Annotated in this window: 23 protein-coding genes; 9 read left to right on the top strand and 14 right to left on the bottom strand. The window is 56.5% G+C overall.

Annotation, left to right across the window (positions count from 1 at the left end):
* From ACEQU8_RS01445 to ACEQU8_RS01425, 5 genes are all read right to left on the bottom strand, one after another.
* Positions 1 to 702, bottom strand: a 702-nt coding sequence (locus ACEQU8_RS01445; RefSeq protein WP_370260962.1) for a magnesium transporter MgtE N-terminal domain-containing protein, incomplete at its 3' end; no start/stop codon positions are given.
* Between the two features lie 33 nt (positions 703 to 735).
* Complete coding sequence (locus tag ACEQU8_RS01440; protein WP_370260961.1) at positions 736 to 1,995, bottom strand: putative Na+/H+ antiporter; 1,260 nt, start codon at positions 1,993 to 1,995, stop codon at positions 736 to 738.
* 20 nt (positions 1,996 to 2,015) lie between these two features.
* Positions 2,016 to 3,833: a chorismate-binding protein gene (locus ACEQU8_RS01435; RefSeq protein WP_370260960.1), complete on the bottom strand. Its 1,818-nt coding sequence runs from the start codon at positions 3,831 to 3,833 to the stop codon at positions 2,016 to 2,018.
* A gap of 56 nt (positions 3,834 to 3,889) precedes the next feature.
* Complete coding sequence (locus ACEQU8_RS01430; RefSeq protein ID WP_370260958.1) at positions 3,890 to 5,146, bottom strand: patatin-like phospholipase family protein; 1,257 nt, start codon at positions 5,144 to 5,146, stop codon at positions 3,890 to 3,892.
* Positions 5,147 to 5,255: 109 nt separating this feature from the next.
* Positions 5,256 to 7,571 (bottom strand): NADP-dependent malic enzyme, encoded by a 2,316-nt coding sequence (locus ACEQU8_RS01425; protein WP_370260957.1) that lies wholly within the window; start codon positions 7,569 to 7,571, stop codon positions 5,256 to 5,258.
* Between the two features lie 127 nt (positions 7,572 to 7,698).
* Between ACEQU8_RS01425 and ACEQU8_RS01420 the strand changes: the two genes are divergently transcribed.
* The gene (locus ACEQU8_RS01420) at positions 7,699 to 8,865 is read left to right on the top strand and encodes an aminotransferase class I/II-fold pyridoxal phosphate-dependent enzyme (protein ID WP_370260955.1); all 1,167 of its coding nucleotides are present in this window, start codon (positions 7,699 to 7,701) and stop codon (positions 8,863 to 8,865) included.
* On the opposite strand, the gene ACEQU8_RS01415 is transcribed toward ACEQU8_RS01420, so the two are convergent.
* Complete coding sequence (locus ACEQU8_RS01415; protein ID WP_370260954.1) at positions 8,866 to 9,717, bottom strand: transglycosylase SLT domain-containing protein; 852 nt, start codon at positions 9,715 to 9,717, stop codon at positions 8,866 to 8,868. It abuts the gene before it with no gap.
* A gap of 389 nt (positions 9,718 to 10,106) precedes the next feature.
* Between ACEQU8_RS01415 and ACEQU8_RS01410 the strand changes: the two genes are divergently transcribed.
* Positions 10,107 to 11,690 carry a UbiD family decarboxylase gene (locus tag ACEQU8_RS01410; RefSeq protein ID WP_370260953.1) on the top strand — a complete coding sequence of 528 codons (1,584 nt, stop codon included), beginning with the start codon at positions 10,107 to 10,109 and terminating at the stop codon, positions 11,688 to 11,690.
* On the opposite strand, the gene ACEQU8_RS01405 is transcribed toward ACEQU8_RS01410, so the two are convergent.
* The 5 genes from ACEQU8_RS01405 to ACEQU8_RS01385 form a co-directional block, all read right to left on the bottom strand.
* Positions 11,659 to 12,069, bottom strand: a complete 411-nt coding sequence (locus ACEQU8_RS01405) for a hypothetical protein (protein ID WP_370260951.1) — start codon at positions 12,067 to 12,069, stop codon at positions 11,659 to 11,661. The genes ACEQU8_RS01410 and ACEQU8_RS01405 overlap by 32 nt on opposite strands.
* Positions 12,066 to 12,464, bottom strand: coding sequence for a phage holin family protein (locus tag ACEQU8_RS01400; protein WP_370260950.1), 399 nt, complete (start codon positions 12,462 to 12,464; stop codon positions 12,066 to 12,068). The genes ACEQU8_RS01405 and ACEQU8_RS01400 overlap by 4 nt, the downstream gene beginning before the upstream one ends.
* A 15-nt stretch (positions 12,465 to 12,479) precedes the next feature.
* Positions 12,480 to 12,779, bottom strand: coding sequence for a YqjD family protein (locus ACEQU8_RS01395; RefSeq protein WP_370260949.1), 300 nt, complete (start codon positions 12,777 to 12,779; stop codon positions 12,480 to 12,482).
* 105 nt (positions 12,780 to 12,884) lie between these two features.
* Positions 12,885 to 14,339 (bottom strand): D-alanyl-D-alanine carboxypeptidase/D-alanyl-D-alanine-endopeptidase, encoded by a 1,455-nt coding sequence (dacB, locus tag ACEQU8_RS01390; RefSeq protein WP_370260947.1) that lies wholly within the window; start codon positions 14,337 to 14,339, stop codon positions 12,885 to 12,887.
* 76 nt (positions 14,340 to 14,415) lie between these two features.
* A complete protein-coding gene (locus tag ACEQU8_RS01385; RefSeq protein ID WP_370260946.1) occupies positions 14,416 to 14,991 on the bottom strand; it encodes a hypothetical protein in 576 nt (191 codons plus the stop codon).
* A gap of 379 nt (positions 14,992 to 15,370) precedes the next feature.
* On the opposite strand from ACEQU8_RS01385, the gene ACEQU8_RS01380 reads away from it, so the two are divergent.
* From ACEQU8_RS01380 to ACEQU8_RS01370, 3 genes are all read left to right on the top strand, one after another.
* Positions 15,371 to 17,056 carry a DEAD/DEAH box helicase gene (locus tag ACEQU8_RS01380; RefSeq protein WP_370260945.1) on the top strand — a complete coding sequence of 562 codons (1,686 nt, stop codon included), beginning with the start codon at positions 15,371 to 15,373 and terminating at the stop codon, positions 17,054 to 17,056.
* Between the two features lie 127 nt (positions 17,057 to 17,183).
* Entirely contained in the window at positions 17,184 to 18,611 is a 1,428-nt protein-coding gene (locus ACEQU8_RS01375; RefSeq protein WP_370260943.1) for a chloride channel protein, read from the top strand.
* Positions 18,608 to 19,174 (top strand): hypothetical protein, encoded by a 567-nt coding sequence (locus ACEQU8_RS01370; RefSeq protein WP_370260942.1) that lies wholly within the window; start codon positions 18,608 to 18,610, stop codon positions 19,172 to 19,174. Before ACEQU8_RS01375 ends, ACEQU8_RS01370 begins: the two co-directional genes overlap by 4 nt.
* On the opposite strand, the gene ACEQU8_RS01365 is transcribed toward ACEQU8_RS01370, so the two are convergent.
* Both ACEQU8_RS01365 and ACEQU8_RS01360 read right to left on the bottom strand, forming a co-directional pair.
* Entirely contained in the window at positions 19,153 to 19,821 is a 669-nt protein-coding gene (locus ACEQU8_RS01365) for a response regulator transcription factor (protein ID WP_370260941.1), read from the bottom strand. The genes ACEQU8_RS01370 and ACEQU8_RS01365 overlap by 22 nt on opposite strands.
* Positions 19,808 to 21,796, bottom strand: coding sequence for a nitrogen regulation protein NR(II) (locus ACEQU8_RS01360; protein WP_370260939.1), 1,989 nt, complete (start codon positions 21,794 to 21,796; stop codon positions 19,808 to 19,810). The genes ACEQU8_RS01365 and ACEQU8_RS01360 overlap by 14 nt, the downstream gene beginning before the upstream one ends.
* 133 nt (positions 21,797 to 21,929) lie before the next feature.
* On the opposite strand from ACEQU8_RS01360, the gene ACEQU8_RS01355 reads away from it, so the two are divergent.
* Complete coding sequence (locus tag ACEQU8_RS01355; protein ID WP_370260937.1) at positions 21,930 to 22,952, top strand: TRAP transporter substrate-binding protein; 1,023 nt, start codon at positions 21,930 to 21,932, stop codon at positions 22,950 to 22,952.
* A gap of 12 nt (positions 22,953 to 22,964) precedes the next feature.
* Here ACEQU8_RS01355 and ACEQU8_RS01350 read toward each other — a convergent pair whose 3' ends face one another.
* Complete coding sequence (locus tag ACEQU8_RS01350) at positions 22,965 to 23,822, bottom strand: peroxiredoxin family protein (protein WP_370260935.1); 858 nt, start codon at positions 23,820 to 23,822, stop codon at positions 22,965 to 22,967.
* A 220-nt stretch (positions 23,823 to 24,042) separates the two neighbouring features.
* Between ACEQU8_RS01350 and ACEQU8_RS01345 the strand changes: the two genes are divergently transcribed.
* The 3 genes from ACEQU8_RS01345 (at position 24,043) to ACEQU8_RS01335 (ending at position 26,499) form a co-directional block, all read left to right on the top strand.
* A complete protein-coding gene (locus ACEQU8_RS01345; RefSeq protein ID WP_370260934.1) occupies positions 24,043 to 24,333 on the top strand; it encodes a co-chaperone GroES in 291 nt (96 codons plus the stop codon).
* 43 nt (positions 24,334 to 24,376) lie between these two features.
* Positions 24,377 to 26,023, top strand: a complete 1,647-nt coding sequence (gene groL / locus ACEQU8_RS01340; RefSeq protein ID WP_370260932.1) for a chaperonin GroEL — start codon at positions 24,377 to 24,379, stop codon at positions 26,021 to 26,023.
* 224 nt (positions 26,024 to 26,247) lie between these two features.
* Complete coding sequence (locus ACEQU8_RS01335; RefSeq protein ID WP_370260931.1) at positions 26,248 to 26,499, top strand: type B 50S ribosomal protein L31; 252 nt, start codon at positions 26,248 to 26,250, stop codon at positions 26,497 to 26,499.
* Positions 26,500 to 26,505 lie beyond the last annotated feature (6 nt).

The following is a 26,505-nucleotide window of genomic DNA, read 5'->3' as shown; positions in this document are numbered from 1 at the left end:
GTCCAGCGGCAGGCTGCCCTTGAAGTGATCCACCCGATCAACCACAAACACCTGGTCAGTTTGGTCGGGCAGTTCATCGAAACGGCGCAGGTAACGCAATACGACTTCAAGAGTCACATCGTCGCGTATGGTTACCATGTCGAAGTCCATGAGCGCACCCACGCTGTCTTCGGGATAACTCATGGCCGCGCGCAGTTGCTCGCGCTCCTCCAGGCTGAGGCTGCTCGCCAGCTTTTCCACCACATCGCGTGGCAGGTCGGGGGCGAGCTCCGCGATTTCGTCAGCGTCCAGGGATTCTGTGGCAGCGAACAACTCTTCACTGTCCATGGACTTGATCAGGGTCTCACGAACGGCGTCGCTGAGTTCGAGAAGAATTTCCCCATCACGCTCCGAACGCACCAGCCCCCACACCACCAGACGTTCTTCCAGCGGGAGGCTTTCAAGCACATAGGCCACGTCGGCGGGGTGCAATTGGTAAAGCTTGTTGGCCAGCTCGGTGAGGTGTTGGCGATGCACCAACTCCTCCACCAAGCTCTGCCTTTCGGGGTTGACGTGGCTTTGCTGATTGTGCACCACGCTTTCGATGACTCTTTGCTTGCGCAACAAGGCCTGCACTTCAGCCAAGGCCTTGTGTGCATCATCCAGATCACGGGGCAGTTGCACTTGCTCCTGATCGTCGTAGTCGGCCGCTTGATCGCTCAAATGGTGGCTCGCACAAAGTTACACAGCAAAAAATTACAATGCCTGGAAGGCCAACACCGCCACTGCGGTGGGGCCAAGCGCCGCCAAAAACAACTTGCCGGGGTGAATTGCGCCATCGTTAAAATAATGACGCAAAATGGCAAAGCCTGCTGGGTTGGGGGCATTGGCAATCACGGTTAAACCACCGCCCGTGACCGCGCCCGCAACCAGCGCGTATTTGAACTCATCGCTGACTCCTTCTACCAGTGAGCCAAGGTAGGTCAGCGCTGCATTGTCCGTGATTGCGGTCAAGGCTGTGGCACCGTAGTACAGCACGGTGGGGCTCATGCCCTTGAGCACGTCCTGTAGCCACCACGCCTGCATACCCCCCAACACCACCAGGCCCGCGAGGAAAAACGCAACCATCAGACCCTCTTTTAAAATCAGACGGTCTTGGTAACGGCTATAGGCCGAGGTGTAACCCAAGAAGAACAAGAACAGACCCATGAACACCGCTGGGTGGTGAGCAAATACAACCACGGACACCAAAAACAAGAGGTGGGTGCCAATGACCCAAAACGGCATGTCCTCGGGTGGGCCGTTCTCAGACGGTTTTTTCATGGCGGCCAGTTCTTTGGCAAACAGCACGGTGAGCGCGGTGGCGTTCACCAACACCGCAAGCGCCGCTTTCCAGCCAAACATGGTCAACATGTAATGCATGTCAAAGCCCCACTTGGCTGCCACCATTAGCACAGGCGGTGCCGCAAATGGTGTAAGCGTACCGCCGATTGAAATGTTGACAAACAAAACACCCAAGGTGCCGTATTTCAGGGTGTTGCTGATGCCCTGGGTATAAAAGCGGTCACGCAGCAAAAACGCGGCCAAGGTCATGGCGGCGGGCTCGGTAATAAAACTGCCCAGCAGCGGCACCAGCGACAAAGTGGTGAAGAAGTAGGCCACCTGCCTGTCCATTGGCAGCAAGGCGGCAGTGCTTTTTACAATGCGCCCGGCCAATACCAAGATGGGCTTGCTGGCGGCAATCACCATGATGGCAAACACAAACAGCGGCTCGGTGTAGTTGCGCGTATCCACATAAGCCACCGCTTCGCTCTGGCCAAGCACAAAAAACATGAACACCACCAAGACCATCGCCCAGAAGCCGAACACCGCTTCCACTTCACCCAGCAAATGCCACAGGCCTGCATGGTTGGGCTGGGTATGCGCCAGGCGCTCAAAAAACTTGGTTGAAAATGTGTGAATGACCGCAATCGCAAACAGACTTGCGCCGATGATCTCGATGGTTGTGGGGTTCACGTTGTTTCCCTTTGGTGTTGTTATGGTTTGGACTGAAATACAATTTCGCCTTGCGGGCCACGAACCTGCGCCACCGGTAACCAGCCACGCAAGCTGTTGATGAGCCACACCGCCTCGGCTCGGCGAAAGTCTTGCACAGTCAGGCGTGCCGTTTGAAGGGTATTTTCCCTTAAAAGCACTTCGCGCATCACCCCAGGCAGCAAAACCACACCGTCATTTTCTTCAAGGGCGGGTGTCAGCAAGCCACCATCCAACTGCAACACCAAATTGCAACGGCAGGTCTCGGTGAGTGCACCGTTTTGGCTATACAACACGGTGTCAAAAACATCCGCTTCCGTGGGTGACCACCTATCGTAGTGACCACGCAAGGTGGTTTTATGCAGCACAAAAGCTGGTGGTGCAATCATGGGGGCGCTTGCCAATTGCAGGTTCACAGGCCCCAGGGGGGAAGGAAGGGGCTGCACATCCACTGCAAGATGCCCTTCGGCGTGCAACAGCCACCGGCTGCGGTGCCGCCCTTTCGGCCAGGCAGAGGCATGCTGCTTTAAAGCCCTTCGAATTGCAGATTCATCCCACACATAGGAAAAAAAGTCGGCTGCCCTGGCCATGCGCGCGATATGCAAATCCAGATGCTGCCATTGGCCCTCGCACAGCAACACGGTTTCCAGCACCTGAAAATCGATGCTGGCCTGCCGCAAGAAAGCGGTTTTTTGCCACCACTCGCGTTTTTCGTCCAATGGGTGGGAGTACCACGTGATGCCACTGCCCACCCCATAGGTGAGCGTGGGAAGGTGATCCTTGTCGGATTGAAAAACTGCAGTTCGAATGGGCACGTTGAACTGGGCAACGCCGCTGGGGCTGATTACACCGGCCGCACCACAATACACCCCCCGAGGCGCTGGCTCCCACTGAGCAATGCGCTTCATGGCTTGCGATTTGGGTGCCCCGGTAACACTGCCACACGGAAAAAGCGCCTCAAACACATCCACCAAAGCCAGGCCTGGCCTCAACGTGCCGATGATGGTGGAGGTCATTTGTTCAACAGTGGGCAAGTGCATGACATCAAACAAAGACGCCACCTGCACCGACTTTGGCACACACACCTTGGCCATGTCGTTGCGAAGCAGGTCAACAATCATCACGTTCTCTGCCCTGTCTTTGCTGCTGTCACTGAGGGCTGACATGGGCAGTTGCCTCTGACGCGGGCGGGTGCCCTTCATGGGCGACGTTTTCAAGGCGCGGCCATTTAATTCAAAGAACAGCTCCGGCGACCAGCTCAGCACCACCTGCCCCGGCATGCGCAAAAACAGGCTTTGCTGCGCAGGCTGTGTATTAAAAAAGTGCAAAAACAAAGGCCAGGGGTCAAGACTCGAACTCTTGGCCTGCAGGCGTGTGGTGAAGTTGATTTGGTAAAACTCGCCAGACTCAATGGCCGCACGTATGTCGGCAAAGCGTTCCAGGTAATCCTGCAACGGCATTGAATCCAGCCAAGGTTCAAACGCTTGCGCTTGAGATTCTGCTTGTTGAAGCAGCGGCAGATTGTGTATTTGAGAGGGTCGGTAGGCGGCAAAATAAGCCAAGGGCGCATGGCCTGCCACGGTGCGCGTCACAAGGCTGGGGTCAAAGGCTGGGGCTGCTTCATAGGCCACTGCCCCCACCACCCAAAGGCCTTGCATGGCCCAGTCGGAGGCCTGCTGCACGGCGGCTTTTACTTCAGCGAGGGCCATGGCTTGCACGGCATGCAAAGGTTCACCCATGGCCACGCGCAAACCGTGAGCATCAGATCCATCGCTGGCCATGCTGGCATGCCAGGCGGCCGTGACTTGGGAACACTCCATGGGGGAAACAAGCCCAAAACATCCAGGTCACATTGTAGCCTGCGCAACCGGCCTTGCTATTGAGCCAGACGCACACCCTGCAGAACAGGCTGCTGTTGACGCTGGTGCTCGAGGCCTTTCTGGCCCAGACCGAAAAACGCATACACCTCATCGCGTTTGGCAATGGTGTCTGCCATGCCCATGCGGATCAATTCGCGGGTGTAATTCGATTCAAACAACAGATAACTGGCCAATGAGGAGCCGCTCGCCTCAGTCGCCCCCAGGGCCGAAAGCATGGTACGCACCGGGCGAGGCAGATCCTGCGTGTGCCTGGCTGCAATTTCGTCGATGCGCTCAGAGGGCGAAATCACCAACAGTTCCACAGGCTTGAGCGTGGTTTTGCTGGCCATTTCAGGCGGTAACAACGACAAGGTTTTATTCACTCGGCTCAGTCGCTCAATGTCGATGGACAAGCTATCCAGAAAGATTGAGGCCATGGCATGGCCTGCAATTTGAGCCAAGCTGGGGTAGGCATCACGCACATCCATCAACTTGGTGTGATCGTTCTCGGACTGGCTGGATCCAATCACCATCACCTTGTTGGCCCCCAAATGGATGGCGGGGCTGATGGGCGCCAACTGACGAATGGATCCATCGCCAAAGTGTTCAGTGTGTCCGTCAATTTCAAGCTTGACCGCCGGGAACACAAACGGGATGGCCGCTGACGCCAGCAAATGCTGCACCGTGATGCGGTCTGGCAAAGCCACCCGCAAGGTTCTGGACCACGATTCAATGGCATCGAGAGACTGAAAGAAGGTGACGTTGCGCCCCGAGCTGTAACTGGATGCTGTGACCGCCAAAGCCCGAATGGTGCCGTTTTCAAGGGCCTCATCCAAACGCCGGAAGTGCAGCAATTCGTGCAGCAAATGCGCCAAGGGTGAGTTATCCAGCAGGCACTTGGGGCGCTTGCGCAACATCCAGCCGATCGACAAGGCCGACAACCAGCGCGCGCCGGTGCGAATAATGCCCAGGGAATCGGAGCGGAACACTTGCTCCGAGCGGAAGTTTTCCCACACCCGCATCATGCGGTCGGTTGACTGGTAAAAATTTCGACCCGCGCACACGAGGGCGGCCGCGTTGATGGCGCCAGCCGAAGTGCCACACAAAATCTTGAAGGGAAAATCAAATTCGCGGCGGTCCTCTTGATCGAACCACTTGGCCAACTGGTGCAACACACCCACTTGATAGGCCGCACGCGCACCACCGCCAGACAACACCAGACCGGTGACGTCGTCTCGGGAATGCATCAGTGGAGTGGGCAGGTTCTCGTTCATGTGAACATTGTGCGCCCAATCGTGAAACATTTAAAAGTCAAACAGGCGCGCCTTGCACGCCCATTTGTACCTTTAAACAGGGCGCGCAAGCACGCCCTTGTAACCTGGATTACAGAGTACTTACCCGCTCAGAGTTGGCATCGAGCACGGCCAGTGCGGTCATGTTCACAATGCGGCGCACGGTGGCAGACGCCGTCAAAATATGCACAGGCTTGGCAGCACCCAGCAGCACAGGCCCCACAGCAATGCCGTTGCCTGCTGCAGACTTCAACAGGTTGTAGGCAATGTTGGCTGCATCAATATTGGGGCAAACCAGCAAATTGGCTTCCCCGGTGAGGGTAGAACCGGCAAAAATGGTGTTGCGTACCGATTCATCAATGGCGCAATCACCGTGCATTTCACCATCGACCTCCAGCCAGGGCGCAATGTCGCGCAACTTTTGCAAAGCTTCCCGCATTTTGATGGCCGAAGGTTGGTTGCTGGAGCCAAAATTTGAATGCGACAACAAAGCCGCTTTGGGCTGAACGCCCAAGCGCAGCATTTCTTCAGCCGCCATCAGGGTGATTTCAGCAATTTGATCGGCGGTTGGGTCGTAATTCACATGGGTGTCGACCAAAAACACTTGGCGGTTGGTGAGCATGAGGCCATTCATCGCACCGTAGGTGTTGCACCCCGCACGCAAGCCAATCACCTGATTCACATAATGCAAATGCAGGGCATGGGTGCCAAAGGTGCCACAGATCATTGCGTCGGCGTGGCCCTTGTGAATCATCATTGAACCGATGAGAGTGTGTCGGCGGCGCATTTCAATTTTGGCATAGGCCTCGGTCACCCCCTTGCGCTTGGTGAGGTCGTAATATGAACGCCAAAAGTCTTTGTAGCGCTCGTCGTACTCGGGGTTGATCAACTCGAAGTCGACACCAGGTTTGATCCGCAAACCGAAACGCTCCAGGCGACGCTCCACCACCGCTGGGCGACCGATTAGAATTGGCTTGGCCAGGCCTTCATCCACGACCACCTGAACGGCGCGCATTACGCGCTCATCTTCAGCTTCGGCAAACACCACACGGCTGGTTTGTGGGGTTTCTTCGACGCAGCGCTTGGCCACGGCAAAGATGGGCTTCATAAAGGTGCCCGAGTGGTAGACAAACTGCTGCAGTTGGTCTTTGTAGGCCGCCATGTCATCGATGGGGCGGGTGGCCACGCCACTTTCCATGGCCGCTTTGGCCACCGCCGGCGCAATATGCACAATGAGGCGGGGGTCAAACGGCTTGGGAATGAGGTACTCGGGCCCAAAACTTAAATTTTGGGTTCGGTAAGCTGCCGCAACAATGTCGGACTGTTCTTTGCGAGCCAGCTCTGCCACGGCGCGCACCGCAGCAATTTCCATTTCTTTGGTGATGGTGGTGGCTCCCACATCCAAGGCACCGCGGAAAATGTAAGGGAAGCACAGCACGTTGTTGACCTGGTTGGGGTAATCGGTGCGACCAGTGCACATGATGGCATCGGAGCGCACCTCGTAAACCTTCTCAGGAAGAATTTCGGGGGTGGGGTTGGCCAAGGCCAAAATCAGCGGCTTGGCGGCCATGCTCTTGACCATGTCTTGGCTCATCACGCCACCGGCAGACAATCCCAAAAACACGTCGGCCCCAGACACCACCTCAGCCAGTTTGCGGGCGCTGGTTGGCTGGGCAAACTTGGCTTTGTCGGGGTCCATATTCTCGGTGCGGCCCTCAAATACAACACCGTCGATGTCGGTCACCCAAATGTTTTTGCGCGGCAGGCCCAAATCCACAAGGAGTTCTAGACAGGCCAGGGCCGCAGCGCCTGCACCAGAGGCCACCAACTTGACCTGATCCAACTTTTTGCCAACCACTTCCAAGCCATTCAAAATGGCGGCCCCCACCACGATGGCCGTGCCATGCTGGTCGTCGTGAAACACAGGAATGTTCATGCGGTCGCGCAGCGCGCGTTCGACTTTGAAGCAATCGGGGGCTTTGATGTCTTCGAGGTTGATGCCCCCAAAGGTCGGCTCAAGCGAGGCAATAATCTCGATCAACTTATCTGGATCGGTCTCTTTGATTTCGATGTCGAATACATCAATGCCGGCAAATTTTTTGAACAGCACGGCCTTGCCTTCCATCACTGGCTTGGCGGCCAGCGGCCCGATATTGCCCAAACCCAACACCGCGGTGCCATTGGTGACCACGCCCACCAAATTGCCCTTGGCGGTGTAACGCACGGCGGTGGATGGGTCCTGCTCAATTTCTTCACACGCTGCCGCCACACCGGGGGAGTAAGCCAGCGCTAGATCACGCTGGTTCACCAGGCTCTTGGTGGCAGAAATTTGCAACTTTCCGGGCTTGGGGAATTCGTGATACTCGAGGGCGGCTTGGCGAAAACGCTGATCCATCGGTTGGGCCATATAATTGTCTCTTTGTGTGGTGATGCTACAGAATCGAAAATTATAGGCTCAGACCCCGGCCAATGTAGTCGGGGTTTTCCACAAATCGGTCATCATCTTGCCTCACACCCATTTCAGGTGAATATCCATGCTGTCCCACCTTGCCAAACTCATCGAACCATTTCACGTGATGGAATTGGTGAAACAGGCCGACCTGCTTGAACAGCAAGGTCGATCCATCATTCATTTGTCGATTGGCGAACCCGATTTTGGTGTGCCTGAACCCGTGCTACAGGCACACCAGCGCGCCCTGCGGGATGGCAAAACACGCTACACGCCCGCCTTGGGGCTTCCCGCCCTGCGCGAGGCGGTGGCCCATCATTACTTGCACACCTTTCATGTGAAAGTGCCCGCTGAACAGGTGGTGATCACAGCGGGTGGCTCGGCGGCCCTGCTGTATGCCTGCCTTGCACTGATTAACCCCGAGCAAGGGGTATTGCTCACCGACCCGGGTTACCCCTGTAACAAGACTTTTGTCATGGCGGCGCAGGGTATTCCACAATTTGTGCCGCTTGAAGAACACAAAAACTTTCAGCCCGCCTGGAGCGATTTGGCGCAGCACTGGCAAAGCAACACGGCGGGCGCCGTGCTGGCCACGCCATCCAACCCCACAGGCACACAAATTGACCCAAAGGCCATGCAAGGCATTCTGGCTGGCCTGGCGGCACGGCGAGGCTTTTTGATTGTGGACGAAATTTATCAATCGCTGTGCTACGGCACACCCGCCCGAAGCGTGCTCCAACTCAGCGGAGCCCCTTCAACGGGTCAGGCTCTGGTGGTGATCAACAGTTTTTCAAAGTATTTTGGGATGACAGGCCTTCGGCTTGGCTGGATGGTGGTTCCGCCTGATCTGGTGGCCCCTGTGGAGCGCCTGGCCCAAAACCTCAGCATTTGCCCTAGTGCGCCAGCCCAGTGGGCAGCCTTGGCTTGCTTCGAGCCAGACACCTTAAGCCTTTGTGAACTGCGTCGGCAAGAATTTGAGCGCAGACGAGACTTCATGCTTAAGGCCCTGCCCAAGGCCGGAATCGCCGTGAACTCAAGCCCAGACGGGGCTTTTTACCTGTACACGCAGAGCCCCTACAACAGCGATCAATACTGCAAAGATCTTTTGGAAGGCGCGGGAGTGTGTGCGATTCCCGGGAAAGATTTTTCAAGAATGCACGGTGCCAATATGATGCGATGGTCTTATGCCAACGCTTTGGACCGCCTGGAGGAGGCCATGCACCGCCTCCAGCAATTTAACACTCGAGCTTGATTAACTTTCGCTGCTGGGCTTGGCCACCGCAGATACTTTTTCGCTCTTGTCGCGGGCTGCCACGAGGTGGCCCTGCTGGTACACAGAGTCAATGCGGGCTTTCAGGCCCAACACTTTGCCAGGGTAACCGCCATCGTTGCCGTGAATGGCTGCACCCACGTACCAACGCAAACCATCTGAAACAGAGCCAGTGCGGCGAGTGTATTCACGGATAATCTTCGCACCCACACGCATGTTCATTTCTGGGTGCAAGGGCGACCAATCGCCAGGGGACAAGGCTTCAAATTTGTCCTTGTGGATCTTGGGCATGACCTGCATCAAACCACGCGCACCCACTGGGCTGGCAGCAAATGGGTTGTAAGAAGACTCAATGCCCACAATGGCCAGAATAAGTGTGGGCTCGACCTTTTCTTCTTTGCCGACCTTGTAGGCCAATCGGACGATCGATTCGACAGCTTCTGGCGACACGCGGTAACGCTTGGCCAAGAAAGACACCACTTCACGCTGACCGGCAGTCAAAGGCTTGGCGCTTTCGGGAGTGCCGAATTTGATGGGCAACATGCCGCCGGGCTGGGTTTGGGGTGCGGGCGAATCACTGCGTGGCACCTCTGCACCGCCACCTGCCAAGCCGGTGGACAGCAGGTCAATTTCATTGGCGAACACCGCCTGAACGGGCTCCGAGAAAAACACCTTGCTGCGCCACTCGGGGTTGACTGCCAGTGCAGCCACCGCACCAGCGGTGATTAAAACAGATGCTGCGCCAAACAATGACAGCGCATTCTTAATGGTTTTGAAGGCCTGGGCGGTATTGACCGGCTGGTCAACCTTCAGGACGGTTTCGTACTGCTTCATGCAACCTCCTCTGCTACGCAAACGCAATTTCTTGCATTGTTTGACTCAGCGGTGCATCTGCCTCGTTTTGATCCGTGAGGCAGAACGTTCTGCTCTGGCCCGAATTCGCCGAAAAGTGGCGCGGCCTGAACACTCTGAAAACGGGGCGAACCCCGTCGCGAATGTGTGACGGTTTTGTGTTGTACCTGTCACTAAGCTGAGCGGATTCTAGGGGGAGCCAGCAAGGGGGTCAACCCGAAATCTGGTAGAGTCTTTCTACACAAAACAGGCACTTAGCGGTTCGCTCAAGCCTGATGCGCTTTTTCGGGGTTTGAAAAAGCGCTCTAGCGCTCGCGTGTGAATGAGTGTTAACTGTTCGATTCCTACAACAAATTGCTTCTTTTTTCACAATGCGGTACAAAAATCTTCGGGACTTCATCGATTTACTCTACAAAGAGGGTGAGTTGCTTCGGGTCCCTGAATCAGTCAGCCCGGTGCTGGAAATGACCCACCTGTGCGACAGGGTGTTGCGTGCCCAAGGCCCTGCCCTGCTGTTTGATGCACCCAGAGGCTACAAGCATCGGGTGCTGGGCAACCTGTTTGGCACACCCAAACGCGTGGCCATGGGCATGGGCGCAAGCAACACCTCGGCGCTGCGCGACATTGGTCAAACCTTGTCTTATTTAAAAGAGCCCGAGCCTCCCAAGGGGCTGCGCGACGCCATGGACAAGCTGCCGCTGGTCAAACAGGTGCTCAGCATGGCGCCCAAGGTGGTGAGCAAGGCCCCCTGCCAACAACACGTGCTGGAAGGCACCGATGTGGATTTGAATCAAATTCCCATTTGGACCTGCTGGCCTGATGATGCAGCCCCCCTGCTAACCTGGGGCTTGGTGATCACCAAAGGACCCAACCGAAAACGGCAAAACCTGGGCATTTATCGGCAACAACAAATAGGAAAGAACAGGCTCATCATGCGCTGGTTGGCCCACCGGGGTGGCGCTCTGGATTTTCGTGAGCATGCCCTTAAAAACCCGGGCCAACCCTTCCCCATTTCAGTGGCCTTGGGTGCCGACCCAGCCACTATTCTGGGCGCGGTCACCCCTGTGCCTGACACACTGTCGGAGTACCAGTTTGCTGGCCTGCTGCGCGGCAGCCGCACCGAGCTGATTAAGTGTGTTGGCAATGAACTCCAAGTACCCGCAGAAGCTGAAATGGTTCTGGAAGGCCACATTTACCCAGCCGACCACCCAATTGCAGTGCAAGCACGGCGAGGACGAAACGATGGCGAAGTGCCCAGCATCCGGGAGGGTGTCACTGTGCTGCGTGAACCCCCACCCATACCCAGCTACCTCAAAGGGTGGGACTGTGCGCTAGAAGGCCCCTATGGTGACCACACTGGCTATTACAACGAACAGGACTGGTTCCCCGTGTTTACCGTGGACCGCATCACCCTGCGCGACGATGCAATTTACCACTCCACCTACACCGGCAAACCACCCGATGAGCCAGCTGTGCTGGGCGTGGCCTTAAATGAAGTGTTTGTGCCAATTTTGCAACGCCAATTCCCGGAGATTGTGGACTTTTACCTGCCCCCCGAGGGATGCAGCTACCGCATGGCCGTGATTTCCATGAAAAAGGCCTACGCTGGGCATGCCAAGCGAGTGATGATGGGCACTTGGAGCTTTTTGCGCCAGTTCATGTACACCAAGTTCATTGTGGTGGTGGACGACGATGTGGATGCTCGGGACTGGAAGGAAGTGATTTGGGCCATCACGACCCGAATGGATCCAGTCAGGGACACAGTGCTGTTAGAGAACACTCCGATTGATTACCTGGACTTTGCAAGCCCGGTGAGCGGCCTGGGCGGCAAAATGGGGCTGGATGCCACCAACAAATGGCCGGGCGAAACACACCGTGAATGGGGCAGAAGCATTCAACCCGACCCGGGTTTGAATGAGCGGGTCAGGGAGCTGATGACCCGGCTTGGCCTTTGAAAGTGGGCCCCCCGGGGCTAGTACCCCGGGTTTTGAACCAAAACACAGCCGTAGCCAACACCACGGCCGCCATGCCAGCCCGCAGCGTGACCTTGGCCAAGGGCTGGCGGTAGCGAAGCATGACGGTCGATGCCAGCAGACCGAGCATGGGATGTTGTTTTAACCAGTCCTGAAGCGGCTGGCCTCCCAAGGCACCCAATGGACCCAAGGCGTTAACATTGCGCTGACCAAACCACTGACTTGCCTTTTTAAACAACTGGAGCCACGCGAATTGTTGTTTCAGGTCATCGATCTCGCCACCCAGTTGCATGCGCTCCAATTGCGCCTTCATTTGCAGCAATTCTTTTTTGGCTTGAAGATGATCAAAGCGCTGGCTCATGAATCGCCCTTGCCTGCAACGGGTTGAATACTTTCCAGAATGGCTTGGCGGTCTTTGCCGAGTTCGGCCAAGGTGGCCTCAAACAAAGGCGGTTGCTCTGCCAAGGCCTGCTTTAAGCGAACTAAAAACCACGCGGCCAGGCCCAGGTAAAAAAGAACACAGCCCATTAAAGCCGCCATGCGGTGGGTTTCCCAAAACCAAGCCACAACAGCCAAACATGCAAACACAGAGGCCAAGGCCGCGGCCAGAGCAAGCAAAATGGACCAAACCACCGTGCGCACCGTGGCCTGGCGAGCTTGGGCCAACTCAACCCCCGCCAGTTCCAGGCGTGTTTGGCCCATGCCCAACAGGCTGGCCATCACACGCTTTAGCGCCGACTGGGCTTGAGAACTCATCACAGCAGACAGGCCTTAACGGCGGTTAACAATAAGACCCAATACAAAGCCAACTGCGGCCGCAATGCCCACTGCGCGCCATGGGTGATCGTGCACGTAGTCGTCGGTTGCGCGCGCGGCGGCTTTGCCCTTTTCAACCACGGCCGATTGAGCGTCTTGCATCACCTCTTTGGCTCGGCGCAAACTCACCATGGCCTTCTCGCGGAGTTCTACGGCGCGCTCACCCGACGATGAGGCAGCGGCTTTTAAAAGGTCTTCCGCATCGCTCAACACGATTTTCATGTCGCTGAAAAGTTTGTCCTTGCTGTTTTCCATGCGTACGCCTCAAAAAAATTGGGTTTTTAACAATCTTTGAGTCTAACAAAGGAAGACCGACCAACGCGGCAGTTGGCCAGCAAGCGTGTTGTTTTTAAGTCAGCATTATTCGCCACGGTACAAAAACTCAAGCAGGTTCTCCATGGGCGGCCAACTGTCGTAGGCCCTGGGGCTTTTAACCAGAACGCCCACAGCCCACCATTGCCCTTCCACATCGCGCAGGTATCCCCCCAGGGAGCGCACGCCGTTCAAGCTGCCAGTCTTTAGGTAGGCATAGCCGCCAATGTTGTTCACCCGGCGGTGCAGAGTGCCATCCACACCCGCGCGCGGCATGCTGGCCAGGTAATCCGGAAAATCGGCTCGCGTGGCCATGTACCGCAAAAACTGCGTCAAACCCTGCGCATCAATCCGCGTGTTGCGTGACAAGCCCGATCCGTTCTCGAAAAACCAGCCTTTGGTGCCTACCCCCATGGTCCCCAGCCAGGCCAGCATGTCGCGATTAAACACCTCGGGCGACCCAGACACAGCCAGCTCCATGTGGCGTGCCATCACATTGCTCGACCATTTGTTCACTTGCTTGACCAGATCGCCCAAAGGCTGGCCAAAGTGGGTGTACAGCGCGATGGTGTTGGAAGGGGTCGTCCCCTTGATGACCTGCCCACCTTGCGGACCAGAAAACTGCCCTCCCAGTTCGGCCCAAATCTCCTTGACCCACGATTCCCACAACCAGTCCTGCACCGGCACGCGAATGGGCAATCTGGAGTGGCCGCAACGCCGCGGATAAGTGCCTTTCACGGTGACCACCACGTGACTGCCTGCCTTTGCAAAATCAATCGACATGCCGTTTTTCCAAGCCCCACAAGCGCCTGGGCTGAGCTGAACCTCCGATACAAAAGCCCAATTTTTGGGGGCCTCTTCGGGCAGCACCTGCACAGAATTGTCCAGAATATGCAGATCGATGGACATGGCTCCGTAATTCATGAGCAAGGCATCGGGCTGTGCATGGTAGGCGCGGTGTGGCGCATCGTCGAAGTCTTCTTCAGACGCGGTTGGCGCAGTGGATGATTGGTCAGCAAAAGCCGAATCGTCGAGCACCACAGGGCCATCGATGACCCGAACTCCTTTGCTGCGCAACTGCCTCAAAGAGAACCACAAGTCAGAAGACAAAAATGCGGGATCTCCAGAACCCTTGATGTAAAGAGGCCCCTGCAATACCCCGTCTTTGGGCTCGGCCTGCGCGTGGAAACCGGTTTTAAAGCGGTAATTGGAACCCAGTTTTTCGAGAGCCAGGCCGGTGGTGAACACCTTGGCCACCGAGGCAGGGTTGACCAACACTTGGCCGCCATGAACAAATGCCTGGGCGCGCCGACTCACATAGGGCGGCAAAGGCAAAGCGTGAGCGGTCAATTCATCTGCCGAAATGCCCTTGGCCTGGAAGGCCTGCAAAACGGGCTTGGGGAAACTTCGCGCGATCGGCTCGGCGGCCTGCGAAGGCGTGGTGTGTGTCGTTAACAGGGCAGCCAACAGGCCGCACATCCAGAAGCTTCGCCTGGCCTTCAAAGTCGCAATCCTCCCGAGTTGAGTTGATCAACTCAGGATAACATTGGCCCCGCCCGCGCCTGCAGGGCCAATTGCTTCAGGTGTGTTTCTTGGGGTCTTTTTTTCGTTCCCAGGGGCGAGAAGGTGACTCTGGCTTCGCCGGCTCTTCGGCCACAGCCGGTGGTGCAGCGTGCGCAGGCTCGGGAACTGCTTGCGGCTGGGCGGCAGCCGCCTCGCCCTGCTCAGGTCGTGCATCTTTGGGCAACCAACGCTGTCGCCCGGTGGCGGGTTCTACCGGTGCAGCAGCAGAGGCAGCCGGGTTTGACTGCGGCGTGAGCACCCCAGGGGCCACAGCCGCCGGCGCAGCGGCATGACCACCAGCAGCCGGGGCAGAGAATGCCGAGGTTTTGATCTCCGGCTTAACCACCTCGATTTCGTTGGCCAGCATGTAATCGTTCATGTCTCGCCACCCCTCAAACACACCCGCGGGGTGGGTCTTGGGGTTGAGAGCGAAGCAGTCTTCCAGCGCGCGGCCCGAGTGCCTGCACGCGGCGCCCACGGCCTTGCTGTCTTCGATCGACAACTTGCCATCCAGCCCGGGGATTTGTGACAAGTCACACGAGCTAAGCATGGTCGCAGCGCCTGCCACCATCATAATTTTGAATGTTTTCATGTGTTCATCCCGCCAAACAGCGATTTGCCCGCCAGTTGGACTGACGGCCTCTACAAGGAATAACGGCGGTACTGGGCAAAAATTGATAGCCCGGGCTCGGGAGTGTGGTGTTTTTCTTCTAAACAGCCGTAAAGACTGAATTATTTCTTGTGCACCGCACACCTTCCCTGTAGACTCCGGTCCCAGATAGCAAATCAACGGGTCGTTTCCATACGATTGTCAATTTGGGCCGCGTTGGGTTGCCTTTGTTACGCACCATGTGTGCCTTGCCCATCGCCGCCAGTTCTCTTGCGACTGTACTTGCCACCCCTCGGGTGATTGTTCGCGTCATTTCTGCTCGTCGATGATTTTTTGAGCCATAAACATTTGGATATTTGTCATGACCACGTCTTTTGACGCCATGGGTCTTGCTGCGCCATTGCAACAAGCCCTGAACGCTTTGAACATTTCAACCCCCACACCAGTACAGGCCCAAGTGGTGCCCCTGGGCATGGAAGGCGGCGACCTGATGGTGAGCAGCCAAACCGGCAGCGGTAAAACCTTTGGCTTTTTGCTGCCCGTGATGCATCGCATGATGGAAAGCGGGGCCAGCCCCATGGAGTCCCTGGCAGGCCCAGAGGTACTCGTGCTGTGCCCCACCCGCGAACTGGCCCAGCAGGTCAGCCAAGACGCCATCAATTTGGTGAAGTTTTACAAAGGCCTTCGCGTAGCCACCGTGGTAGGCGGTATGCCGTATGGCAAGCAAATGGCCGCCCTGCGCGGTGCGCGTCTGGTGGTGGGTACACCAGGTCGTTTGCTGGACTTGGCCCAACAAGGCAAGTTGAATTTGTCGACCGTCAACACCTTGATCGTTGATGAAGCCGATCGCATGCTTGACCTTGGCTTTTCTGAAGACCTGGAAGCCTTGAACGAGCAATGTGGCAATCGCGAACAAACTCTGATGTTCTCAGCCACGTTTGCCAAGCGCATTGTGGGCCTGGCCGAAAACATCATGAACAACCCCCAGCGCATAGAAATGGCCGCTCAGAACGAAGCCAACACCGACATTGCGCAAAAACTGATGTGGGCAGACAGCCGCGGCCACAAGCGCAAACTGTTGAATCACTGGCTGGAGCAACCCGATATCAACCAGGCCGTGATTTTTACCAGCACGCAGGTGGACGCAGAAAACCTGGCCCGCGACTTGATGGACGAGGGCGTGCGCGCCTGCGCCCTGCACGGCGCCATGCCCCAAGTGGTACGTAACCGCCGCTTGGCCAGCGTGCGCAAAGGCGATATTAAAATTTTGGTGGCCACCGATGTGGCCGCCCGAGGCCTGGATGTGCCTGCCATTTCGCATGTCATCAACTACGGCATGCCCATGAAAGCCGAAGACTATGTGCACCGAATCGGTCGAACCGGGCGCGCTGGCCGTGCTGGCGTGGCCATCACCTTGGCTGAGGCAGAGGACATCATTCGCGTTCGAGCCATTGAGCGATTCATCAACTCCCGCATCCCCGAAGAGCAAGTCGAAGGCCTGGAGCCTCGCGGCAACTTCAACAGCGCCCCGCGTGGTGGCAAAGGGGGAGGCCGCGGTCGCCCTCAGGGTGGAGGCAATCGCGGGCGCTTTGAAGAGCGCAAATCGTGTGGAGAAGGCAAGCCCTTCGGTGAGCGCAAGTCTTTCGACGACCGCAAGCCCTTCGGTGAGCGCAAGTCTTTCGAGGACCGCAAGCCCTTCGGTGAGCGCAAGTCTTTCGAGGACCGCAAGCCCTTCGGCGAGCGCAAGTCTTTCGAGGACCGCAAACCCTTCGGCGAGCGCAAGTCTTTTGACGACCGCAAACCCTTTGGTGAGCGCAAGTCTTTCGACGACCGCAAACCTTTTGGTGAGCGCAAATCATTTGGCGACAACAAGCCATGGAATCGTGAAGAAAAGCGCAGCAGCTTCCCCCGTTCTGAAGAACGTGCCCGCCCCGCTTTCCGCGCTGATGGCGCACCAAAACGTGAGCATGCCTCTGGCGCCCGCCGTGAGCAAGCCGCTCGCAACCAGGGGGAACGCGGTGGCTTTAGCCGTCGCCGCGCAGGCTAATTCATATTTGATTGCCTCTACGGGATAATCCCCACCCCAAAACCCCCGACCGCTCGGTTGGGGGTTTTTGTTTTTATGCGACAATCGCGGACATCTCTATGAAACTTTTCGCCAGGTAGGCTCAACCGTGCGGCACAACATCGGCAGCAAATGGATACAACAGGGCGCTCGCTTGTCCCGCTTCTTGGCGGATCGGGGCATGATCGTCTCGGTGGTGTACCTGTTCTCCCTGTTGGTGGGTTTGCTGGCCGTGGGTTTTGCCTGGCTGTCAGATTCGGCCGGCGAATGGAACAAGGAGTTTTTCCGTGAGCACATGTGGATTGCGCTCATGTTGCCCCCCATCGCGTTTCCTGCGGCATTGTGGCTGGTCAACACGGTGTTTTGGGGCTCTGGCGGTAGCGGCATTCCTCAGGCCATCAAGGTCATCAAGCACCCCAAACCCCGGTTGATGGACCGCTTGCTGGGGCCACGTGCTTTTTTTGGCAAGCTGTTGGTGACCCCCTTTGTGATAGCAGCCGGCGCAGCCGCAGGCCGGGAAGGCCCAACCGTGCAACTGGGCGCTGCCCTCATGGCTTACACCCATCGCTTCCCCGGCATCGCCAAATTGTTCGACACGCGCTCCCTGATTATTGCGGGGGGTGCAGCCGGGGTGGCAGCCGCGTTCAACACCCCCCTGGGTGGTTTGATGTTCGCCTTCGAAGAACTGGGGCGGCGCAAAACCATGCGACACACCTCGGCCTTGCTCATGGCCATCGTGTTAGCAGGCCTGGTGGCGCTGGTGTTGCAGGGCAATTACTCCTACTTTGGGTACTCCAACGCCACCATCGATTGGGGTGAAGAATGGTTGATCATTACCGTGTTGGCTATTCTCACCGGCATTGTGGGTGGCTTGTATGGGCGATCCATGCTCATCATCGTTTCAGGCCGCAGCGTATTTGGTGCCTACCGAAGCAAATACCCGTATCGCTTTGCTGCCTTGTGCGGCGTGGTGCTGTCCCTGATGGCCCTAATATTCGGGCCTGAAGTGTTTGGCGCTGGCTACGAAGAAACCAAAGCTGCCCTGCAAGAAAGCGAAGAACTCTCCCCATTGTTTTGGTTGACCAAAATGGCGGCCACAGTGGTGTCGTTTGCCAGCGGTGCGCCAGGGGGCGTGTTTTCCCCCACACTGTCGATTGGCGCGGGGTTCGGTCACTTTTTTGCCGGCCTCACAGACCGCGACACCGCTCCACTCATGCTATTGGCCATGGTGGGTGTACTGTCGGCAGTTACCCACTGCCCCATCACCGCCTTCGTGATTGTGTTGGAAATGGTCGACAACCATGATTTGGTGATGCCTCTGATTTTTGTGTCAGCCATTGCCACGCAGGTGAGCAAGCGTATTTTGCCCGCCTCGATTTACCACTTATTGGCCAACCAGATCAAAGTGAGCTTTGCCCAGGCCGAACAGGCACAAACCACCCAAGCCACCGCAGCAACCCCGCCCGCCAAAGCATCCAGCGATGCTCCGAATGACTCGACGCAGGGCAAGATCCAAGCGCCGTCTGATCAAAAATGAACACCCCCGAAGTGCCACCACACTGGGTCAAGCATGCATTGATCACTGGCCTGCTGGTCATGGGCCTGCTCAGCAACGCTGCGGCCACCCCGGAGGCCATTTCACAACTGCAAAACCCGGCCCTTCATTGTGGGCAGGACGTGCAACTCAACCTCTATGAGGGCCTGGTGCAGGCGCTGGCCGACCAACCCGAAGCCACCGCCTCGGAGTTGGCGCTCAAAGACCACGAGCGCCGGTTGGAACTGGTTATTCACTTTGGCAGCGCTAGCCAACACATTCCAGAAGACTGCGCGAACCGACTGCTGGCTTTGAGTGAAAAAGTAAAAAACGGGGAGTTGGGGCGATTGTTGATTCGCTCGGCCAACCGAGGCTCGGGCAGCACAGAATTTGATTTGGCCAAAGCCGACGAACGCCTTCAGGCGGTGTACGGTTTGCTTCGGGAAGATCGCTTGGCCAGAAAAGCCTTTGTAATAGAACTGCACCCAGAAACCTCCAGCCCTTTGATCGGCTGGTCACTTCGAGCACCGCAAGTGGTTGAAGTTTACTCCAGCCCGGCAAGCTGATCGAAACCCAGCCGATCACTCAAACGGCTTAACAAGGTGGCCAACTCGGCGGCAGAACGCACCTTAAGCTTTTCAAACACATTGGCCCGGTGGACCTCCACGGTTCGCATGGAAATGTCGAGTTCAGAGGCGATGACTTTGTTCAGCTTGCCTTTGGCCACCAAAAACATCACCTCCCGCTCGCGCGGAGATAATTTGTCAATGCGCTCAGACCACTGCTTTAACACCTCTTGGCTGGCCAGGTGCTCGCCCGACTTGGCCAGCGCCTGGCGAACGCGTGCAATCAGGCGCTCGTCGGTGGTGGGCTTTTCGTAAAAATCGAAGGCCCCGCTTTTAACCGCCTCTACAGCGGTGGAAATATCGCCGTGCCCCGTTAAAAAAATCACCGGCAAACGTTCCAGGCTATACCCGTTGCGCTTGAGCCATTCAAACACCTCCAGGCCAGACATATCGGGCATGCGCAAATCGAGCAAAAGGCACAACTGCGCATCGCTTTGCATCAGCAAATCGAGCTTGGCACGCAATTGGTCAAAACTGGCAAAACCGCTCATTGGCAGGTCGACAGTGTTAAACATCCACTGCATGCCCTCACGCAAGTCGTCATCGTCATCGAGCAACAACACATGCACAGGTCTAGGTCGTTCCAACTTGCTCCCCTTCAGTGGATTCTCTAAGTGCCATTGGCAAACTCATTGTAAAACACGTGCCCCCGGTGGGCACAGGTTCAGCCTTTAAGCGCCCCCCGTGGGCCTCGGCCACCGATCGGCACAGGCTCAAGCCCAAACCCAAGCCATCGGGTTTGGTAGACACCAAAGCCTCAAACATTTTTTCGGTGTTGTTCAGGCTTAAACCCGGACCGTCGTCGCGCACCGAAAATTCAAAGGAGTGCTCAAGCACGCGGGCGCCAATCCATACATTGCGAATACGTTGCGAGGCGTTGAAAGCCTCGGACGCGTTTTTTACCAGATTGACCAAAGCCTGTTCCACCATGATTCGGTCAATGTGCAACTGAACGTCGGGATGATCCAGCTCAACATGCAAACGCACCTGATGGAGCACTGCTGTGGAGTTGACCATGAAGCGAATGGAATCAATCACCTCCTGCACCCTCACGGGCTCGCGCATTGGGCGGCGTTTGCGCACCAGATTTTGCACCGAACCGACCACCCGCCCGGCACGCTTGGCCTGATCGCGCAGCTTTTCGAACAACTGGCTGTACATCTCTTCGTTCCCACCGCGCTGGGTCAAATTCAGGCCCGCCTGGGCATAAGACACCATGGTCGCCAAGGGCTGGTTTAATTCGTGTGCAATGTTGGATGCCACCTCGCCCACCAAGGCAAATCGGGAAGCGGCTTGAAGTTTTTCGCGCTGCTCTGCGATCAGTGCCTCAGAGCGCTTGCGGTCGGTGATGTCGATTACTGAACTCATCCAACCAGTGTGCAACCCTCGGCCATCACGCAGTGGGGCCTCTACAATCAGCACGTCGATCAGCCTGCCATCTTTGTGTTGGTACACAGTTTCAAAACCCTCGGGCGGTGCATTGCCTGAGATCACATCGGCCACCAAACGTTTGTATTCTTCCTTGCTTTTGGCCGGCCAGTACGGCAGTGGTTGTGGCACCCCGATCAATTCGCTGGGGCTGTAACCCACCATATTGCAAAACGCCGGGTTGACATAGCGGATAAAACCTTGCAGGTCCCACACCCGCAGACCCACCGCCATGGAATCTTGCATGGACTGGCGGAATAGTTTTTCCTCCTCCAGCCTGGCCTCCACCTCAAGACGACGGCGTGAGTCTCGCCACAGCATCATGAAGCTGATCAGCAACATCAGCAACAAAAAAGCCAGTGCGCCATTGATGCCGTAATTGAACAACCGGGGGCCCTCTTGGATACTGTTGACCCTGAGTTGAAACTGCAAACCACCCAGTTCCAAAGAAGTGGTGTGCACATACACCCCGGCCCCGCGACTGGCTTTCACCAAGCGAGACAACACCATGCCGCCAGAATCAAGCAGGTCCACCTCGTTGTCTTGGGCAAACCACCACGGCAACTCCTTTTCAAGCATGAGGTCCAGGTCAATCAGACCAACCAAGCTGGCTTGTCCACGCTGCGCCACATGCACACTGGCCACATAGTTGCGCCCGTTGAACTGGTAAGTGCCCAAAAACCCATCCAGCCTGGACTCAATTCGATCGTGAACATCGTTCAGCATTTGGGCGCGCAAAGCGGCTGCCCGATCAGCACCCAAGTATTCATCGGCGATTACCACGGGTTCCAGCGTGTCGCCTTTGTACACCGCCACCAATTCTTTGGAGCTGCGGCTGAGCTGCGCCAGACTGGGGGCCAGTCGGCTCGAGGGGTAAATTAAAGAGTCGGCAGCCAGGGCCTGGAGTGAATTGATCATGCCGCCCACCTGGAATTGGATGTTTTGGCGGGCCCACAGCGTATCGGCAATCAGTTTTGCCTGGTTTTGCTCACGCTCGTCACGCTGTGCATAGTAAACTGCCGCCACCATGACGGCCATGAGCAAAAGAAAAACCAGCACTGGCACGCCAAACCGAAGCGCCTGGCGTCGCTTGATTTTCTGTAGATTGGGTGTGTTGGGGCCAAACATTTGCATGGCTGGATAGTGCCACGAAATATCCTTTTTGGCCCCAAGCCTGTGGAAACCCACAATGGTTTGAAGGGTCACACTCTGGAAATGATGGACACGTTGTGAAAAGTTCCCGCCACTGCATCGCCAACCAAGCACCATGAAGCGTTTAATCGGTTTGTTTTTGTCTTGGGCCACCATGGCCGCCCTTAACCTGCCCGGTGTGGTTCATGCTGCTCCGGCCATTGTGATCAAGTTCAGCCATGTTGTGGACGAAAACACCCCCAAAGGCTTGGCCGCGCTTGAGTTTAAGCGCTTGGTCGAAGAACGCACACGCGGCAAGGTGAGGGTGGAGGTCTACCCCAACTCTTCGCTCTACAAAGACAAAGAAGAACTGGAGGCTTTGCAATTGGGTGCGGTGCAAATGCTGGCTCCCTCATTGGCCAAGTTTGGCTACCTTGGCATGCGAGACTTCGAAGTGTTCGACCTGCCTTATATTTTTCCCAATCGGCGGGTATTGAAGGCCGTCACAGAAGGCCCCATCGGGCGTGAACTGCTCAACCAACTCGAAGATCGGGGCATTCTGGGCCTGGCTTACTGGGACAATGGATTTAAAGTGATGAGTGCCAACACCCCCCTGCTGCACCCCGAGGACCTGAAGGGCAAGCGGATGCGCATTCAACCCTCGCGCGTGCTGGAAGCTCAAATGGAAAGCCTGGGGGCCACGCCCATTCCTTTGGCATTTTCTGATGTGTACACCGCACTTGAAACGGGCCTGGCCGATGGCACAGAGAATCCACCATCCAACCTGTATTCCAAAAACATGCACAAGGTGCAAAAGTACGTCACGGTGACCAACCACGGTTACCTGGGCTATGCCGTCATTGTTAACCGTAAATTTTGGACCAGCCTGCCAGCCGACTTGCGGGCCACCTTGGAGCGCTGCATGGTGGATGCCACCAAGCGCAACAACGAGGAATCGGTGAGGCTCAACGCCGAGGCGCTCGAGAAGGTAAAAGCCGCGGGCACGAGCGTGGTCACCCAGCTCACACCGGCCCAACGCGAGGAGTGGCGCAAAGCCTTGGAACCCGTTCAGCGCAAGATGGAAGGGCGCATCAACAAAACGCTTATCGAGCGGATTCGCAAAACAGCCGCCAACGAGCAGTATTCATATGCGCGCTAGGCCTGGGTTTCGTTAAGCGTCCAGCGCCCCCAGTCTTTGACGAGCCAGTTCCAACAAGGCATCTGGCTCAGGCCGCACACGAAGATTGTCCGTGAAATGAGCATGAACAATGCGCCCGTGCTTATTGATCATCAACACCGTGGGAAGCACAGAATGCTCCCCATAACCCATGCGGTGAACGCCCCAAGGCACGCCATGTTCAGCACGCAGACCCAAACGCCGCGCAACCTCGGCCTGCGGATCCACCAAAAACTCGAATGGCACTTGCAGGCGCGCAGCCAACTCAGCTGATTTGTTGACAGGCTGGGGGCTGATGGCATACACCTGCATGCCCAAGCGGTCCAGATCGATGAAGCGCCCCGCCAACTCGCGGACTTGGGTGACCCCAAGGGGGTTCCAGGCGCCCTCATAAAAAACCAACAAACCTGGCTTGCCCTTGAGCTGTTCAGAGCTGAACTCCTCCCCCGCCAGCGTTTTCAGCACAAAGGGTGGCAATTTTTCCCCTTCAGCCAAGCCAACAGGCTTGCGTGACCCTAGGTTTGAATACCAAAACACCATGGCCAGGCTTCCAAAAAACAGCAAGGTACCCACAAGCAAGGGCCAAGGGTTGGACTCCATGCCAGGGTCGGTGAGCACCATGGCATAGCCAGTCAGATTGGTGGCCATGAGCAGATGCATATTGCGTGTTGTGCGGCCTTTGCGTCCCATGAACAACCACACAAAAAAATAAAAGTTGGGCAAGGCCAAAACAAATACCCCAAACCAACCCGAGCCCAGGGGACTGTGCCAACTCAGGGTGGCCACATGCAACAAAGCCAGGTTGACGAGCACCACAAAAAGGGTGATGAAAATGGACTTGAATCGGTTCATGAAAGGGCTTGGGCACAAAGAAAGTAAACGTACCCGTAATTTACACGCATCCGCCTGACATGCGCCTTGCACGACCCCATGCAGTTTTTTTTAAAAAGTCCCCCTTGAAAACACTGGGCTGCGCCCCTATTATTAGCACTCGATGGCAGTGAGTGCTAACAACACCCGAGCCAGTACCTCTAAGCAATTCTTTTTTAAGACAAATTTAGGAGTGGTTTCCATGAACATTCGTCCGTTGCATGATCGTGTGATCGTGAAGCGCCTTGACAGCGAGCGCACCACAGCTTCCGGTATCGTCATTCCCGATGCAGCCGCCGAGAAGCCTGATCAGGGCGAAATCCTGGCCGTGGGCCCTGGCAAGCGCGATGACGCTGGCAAACTGATTCCCATGGACGTCAAAGTGGGTCAACGCGTGTTGTTTGGCAAGTACGCCGGTCAAACCATCAAGGTGGATGGCAAGGAAGTGCTCGTGATGCGCGAAGAAGACATCATGGGCGTGATTGAAGCCTAATCACGACGCCTAACTACACAGCATTCAAGAGGAAGATCTAATCATGGCAGCTAAAGAAGTATTTTTCGGTGACGACGCACGCAGCCGCATGGTGCGTGGCGTAAACATTCTGGCCAACGCAGTGAAAGTAACCTTGGGCCCCAAGGGTCGCAACGTGGTGCTTGAGCGCTCCTTCGGTGCCCCCACTGTGACCAAGGATGGTGTTTCTGTGGCCAAAGAAATCGAACTGAAAGACAAGTTCGAAAACATGGGCGCTCAAATGGTGAAAGAGGTGGCCTCCAAGACAAGCGACAACGCAGGCGACGGTACAACCACCGCCACCGTGCTGGCCCAAGCCATCGTGAAGGAAGGCATGAAGTTTGTTGCCGCCGGCATGAACCCCATGGACCTGAAGCGCGGTATCGACAAAGCCGTGACCGCAGCCATCGCAGAACTGCGCGACCTGTCCAAGCCCTGCTCCACCAACAAAGCCATCGCTCAAGTGGGTTCTATTTCCGCCAACAGCGACGAATCCATCGGCAACATCATCGCTGAAGCCATGGAAAAAGTGGGCAAGGAAGGCGTGATCACTGTTGAAGACGGCAAGAGCCTGGATAACGAGCTGGACGTGGTTGAGGGTATGCAGTTTGACCGCGGCTACCTGTCCCCCTACTTCATTAACAACCAGGAAAAGCAGGTTGCCGCCCTGGAAAACCCCTTTGTGCTGCTGCACGACAAAAAAATCAGCAACATTCGTGACCTGCTGCCCACCCTGGAACAAGTGGCCAAGGCTGGTCGCCCATTGCTGATCATTGCTGAAGACATCGAAGGTGAAGCCCTGGCCACCTTGGTGGTGAACAATATTCGCGGCATCCTGAAGACTTGTGCCGTGAAGGCGCCCGGCTTTGGTGACCGCCGCAAGGCCATGTTGGAAGACATCGCCATCCTGACCGGCGGTGTGGTGATTGCCGAAGAAACGGGCATGACCCTGGAAGGCGTGACCCTGGAACACCTGGGCCAAGCCAAGCGTGTGGAAGTGGGCAAAGAAAACACCACCATCATCGACGGCGCTGGCGACGGTGCAAACATCGAGGCTCGCGTGAAGCAAATTCGTGCGCAAATCGAAGAATCCACCTCTGATTACGACCGTGAAAAACTGCAAGAGCGCGTGGCCAAGCTGGCTGGCGGTGTTGCCGTGATCAAGGTTGGCGCAGCCACTGAAGTGGAAATGAAAGAAAAGAAAGCCCGCGTTGAAGACGCGCTGCACGCCACACGTGCTGCCGTTGAGGAAGGCATTGTGCCTGGTGGTGGCGTAGCCCTCCTGCGTGCTCGCGCCAAGATCGCTGGCCTGAAGGGCAGCAACCCTGACCAGGACGCTGGTATCAAGATCGTGTTGCGTGCCATGGAAGAGCCGCTGCGCATGATCGTGACCAACGCTGGTGAGGAGTCCTCAGTGGTGGCCAACAAGGTCATGAGCGGCGAAGGCAACTTCGGTTACAACGCCGCCACAGGCGAGTACGGCGACATGGTGGAAATGGGTGTTCTGGACCCAACCAAGGTGACCCGCACTGCTCTGCAAAACGCCGCTTCGGTTGCATCTCTGATGCTAACCACCGACTGCATGGTGGCCGAGTTGGTTGAAGAAAAGCCCGCAGCACCTGACATGGGTGCCATGGGTGGCATGGGCGGTATGGGTGGCATGGGCATGTAATTGCCCCACCCTGCCCTGTGCACAAAGCCAGCCTTCGGGCTGGCTTTTTTGTGACCGTTTATTCGCAAGACAGGGCACGGATCCACACCCATCGTTGACACCGATTTGCTTCAAAGCATATAATCTTCGGCTAACCAATTAACCTGCAAGTGATTGGGCTTTTGTCTGGAATGCCATGTTGGCTTCTTCACAGGCCGCCCGGTTGGCTGCACTCGGAGAATTTCATGAAAGAAGGCATTCACCCCAACTACCGCGAAGTGTTGTTCATGGACATGTCCAACGGCTTCAAATTTGTTTGCCGCTCCACCGTGAGCAGCAAAGAAACCGCCGAGCACGAAGGCAAGCAATACCCCCTGGTGAAGCTGGACGTTAGCTCCGAATCCCACCCCTTCTACACTGGCGCTCAAAACACCATCGTTGACACCGCCGGTCGTGTTGAAAAGTTCCGTCGCCGCTTCGATCGTTTCAAGAAGTAATGCGCG

The sequence above is a fragment of the Limnobacter sp. genome (assembly GCF_964228395.1).
Classification (GTDB): domain Bacteria; phylum Pseudomonadota; class Gammaproteobacteria; order Burkholderiales; family Burkholderiaceae_B; genus Limnobacter.
This window is presented reverse-complemented; position numbering and strand designations above follow the sequence as displayed.

Bases quoted from the DNA above. Each gene is read 5' to 3' on its own strand.
- ACEQU8_RS01435 (WP_370260960.1), bottom strand. From the start codon at position 3,833: ATGGAGTGTTCCCAAGTCACGGCCGCCTGGCATGCCAGCATGGCCAGC.
- ACEQU8_RS01430 (WP_370260958.1), bottom strand. From the start codon at position 5,146: ATGAACGAGAACCTGCCCACTCCACTGATGCATTCCCGAGACGACGTC.
- ACEQU8_RS01425 (WP_370260957.1), bottom strand. From the start codon at position 7,571: ATGGCCCAACCGATGGATCAGCGTTTTCGCCAAGCCGCCCTCGAGTAT.
- ACEQU8_RS01420 (WP_370260955.1), top strand. From the start codon at position 7,699: ATGCTGTCCCACCTTGCCAAACTCATCGAACCATTTCACGTGATGGAA.
- ACEQU8_RS01415 (WP_370260954.1), bottom strand. From the start codon at position 9,717: ATGAAGCAGTACGAAACCGTCCTGAAGGTTGACCAGCCGGTCAATACC.
- ACEQU8_RS01410 (WP_370260953.1), top strand. From the start codon at position 10,107: ATGCGGTACAAAAATCTTCGGGACTTCATCGATTTACTCTACAAAGAG.
- ACEQU8_RS01405 (WP_370260951.1), bottom strand. From the start codon at position 12,069: ATGAGCCAGCGCTTTGATCATCTTCAAGCCAAAAAAGAATTGCTGCAA.
- ACEQU8_RS01400 (WP_370260950.1), bottom strand. From the start codon at position 12,464: ATGAGTTCTCAAGCCCAGTCGGCGCTAAAGCGTGTGATGGCCAGCCTG.
- ACEQU8_RS01395 (WP_370260949.1), bottom strand. From the start codon at position 12,779: ATGGAAAACAGCAAGGACAAACTTTTCAGCGACATGAAAATCGTGTTG.
- ACEQU8_RS01385 (WP_370260946.1), bottom strand. From the start codon at position 14,991: ATGAAAACATTCAAAATTATGATGGTGGCAGGCGCTGCGACCATGCTT.
- ACEQU8_RS01380 (WP_370260945.1), top strand. From the start codon at position 15,371: ATGACCACGTCTTTTGACGCCATGGGTCTTGCTGCGCCATTGCAACAA.
- ACEQU8_RS01370 (WP_370260942.1), top strand. From the start codon at position 18,608: ATGAACACCCCCGAAGTGCCACCACACTGGGTCAAGCATGCATTGATC.
- ACEQU8_RS01360 (WP_370260939.1), bottom strand. From the start codon at position 21,796: ATGCAAATGTTTGGCCCCAACACACCCAATCTACAGAAAATCAAGCGA.
- ACEQU8_RS01355 (WP_370260937.1), top strand. From the start codon at position 21,930: ATGAAGCGTTTAATCGGTTTGTTTTTGTCTTGGGCCACCATGGCCGCC.
- ACEQU8_RS01350 (WP_370260935.1), bottom strand. From the start codon at position 23,822: ATGAACCGATTCAAGTCCATTTTCATCACCCTTTTTGTGGTGCTCGTC.
- ACEQU8_RS01345 (WP_370260934.1), top strand. From the start codon at position 24,043: ATGAACATTCGTCCGTTGCATGATCGTGTGATCGTGAAGCGCCTTGAC.
- groL (WP_370260932.1), top strand. From the start codon at position 24,377: ATGGCAGCTAAAGAAGTATTTTTCGGTGACGACGCACGCAGCCGCATG.
- ACEQU8_RS01335 (WP_370260931.1), top strand. From the start codon at position 26,248: ATGAAAGAAGGCATTCACCCCAACTACCGCGAAGTGTTGTTCATGGAC.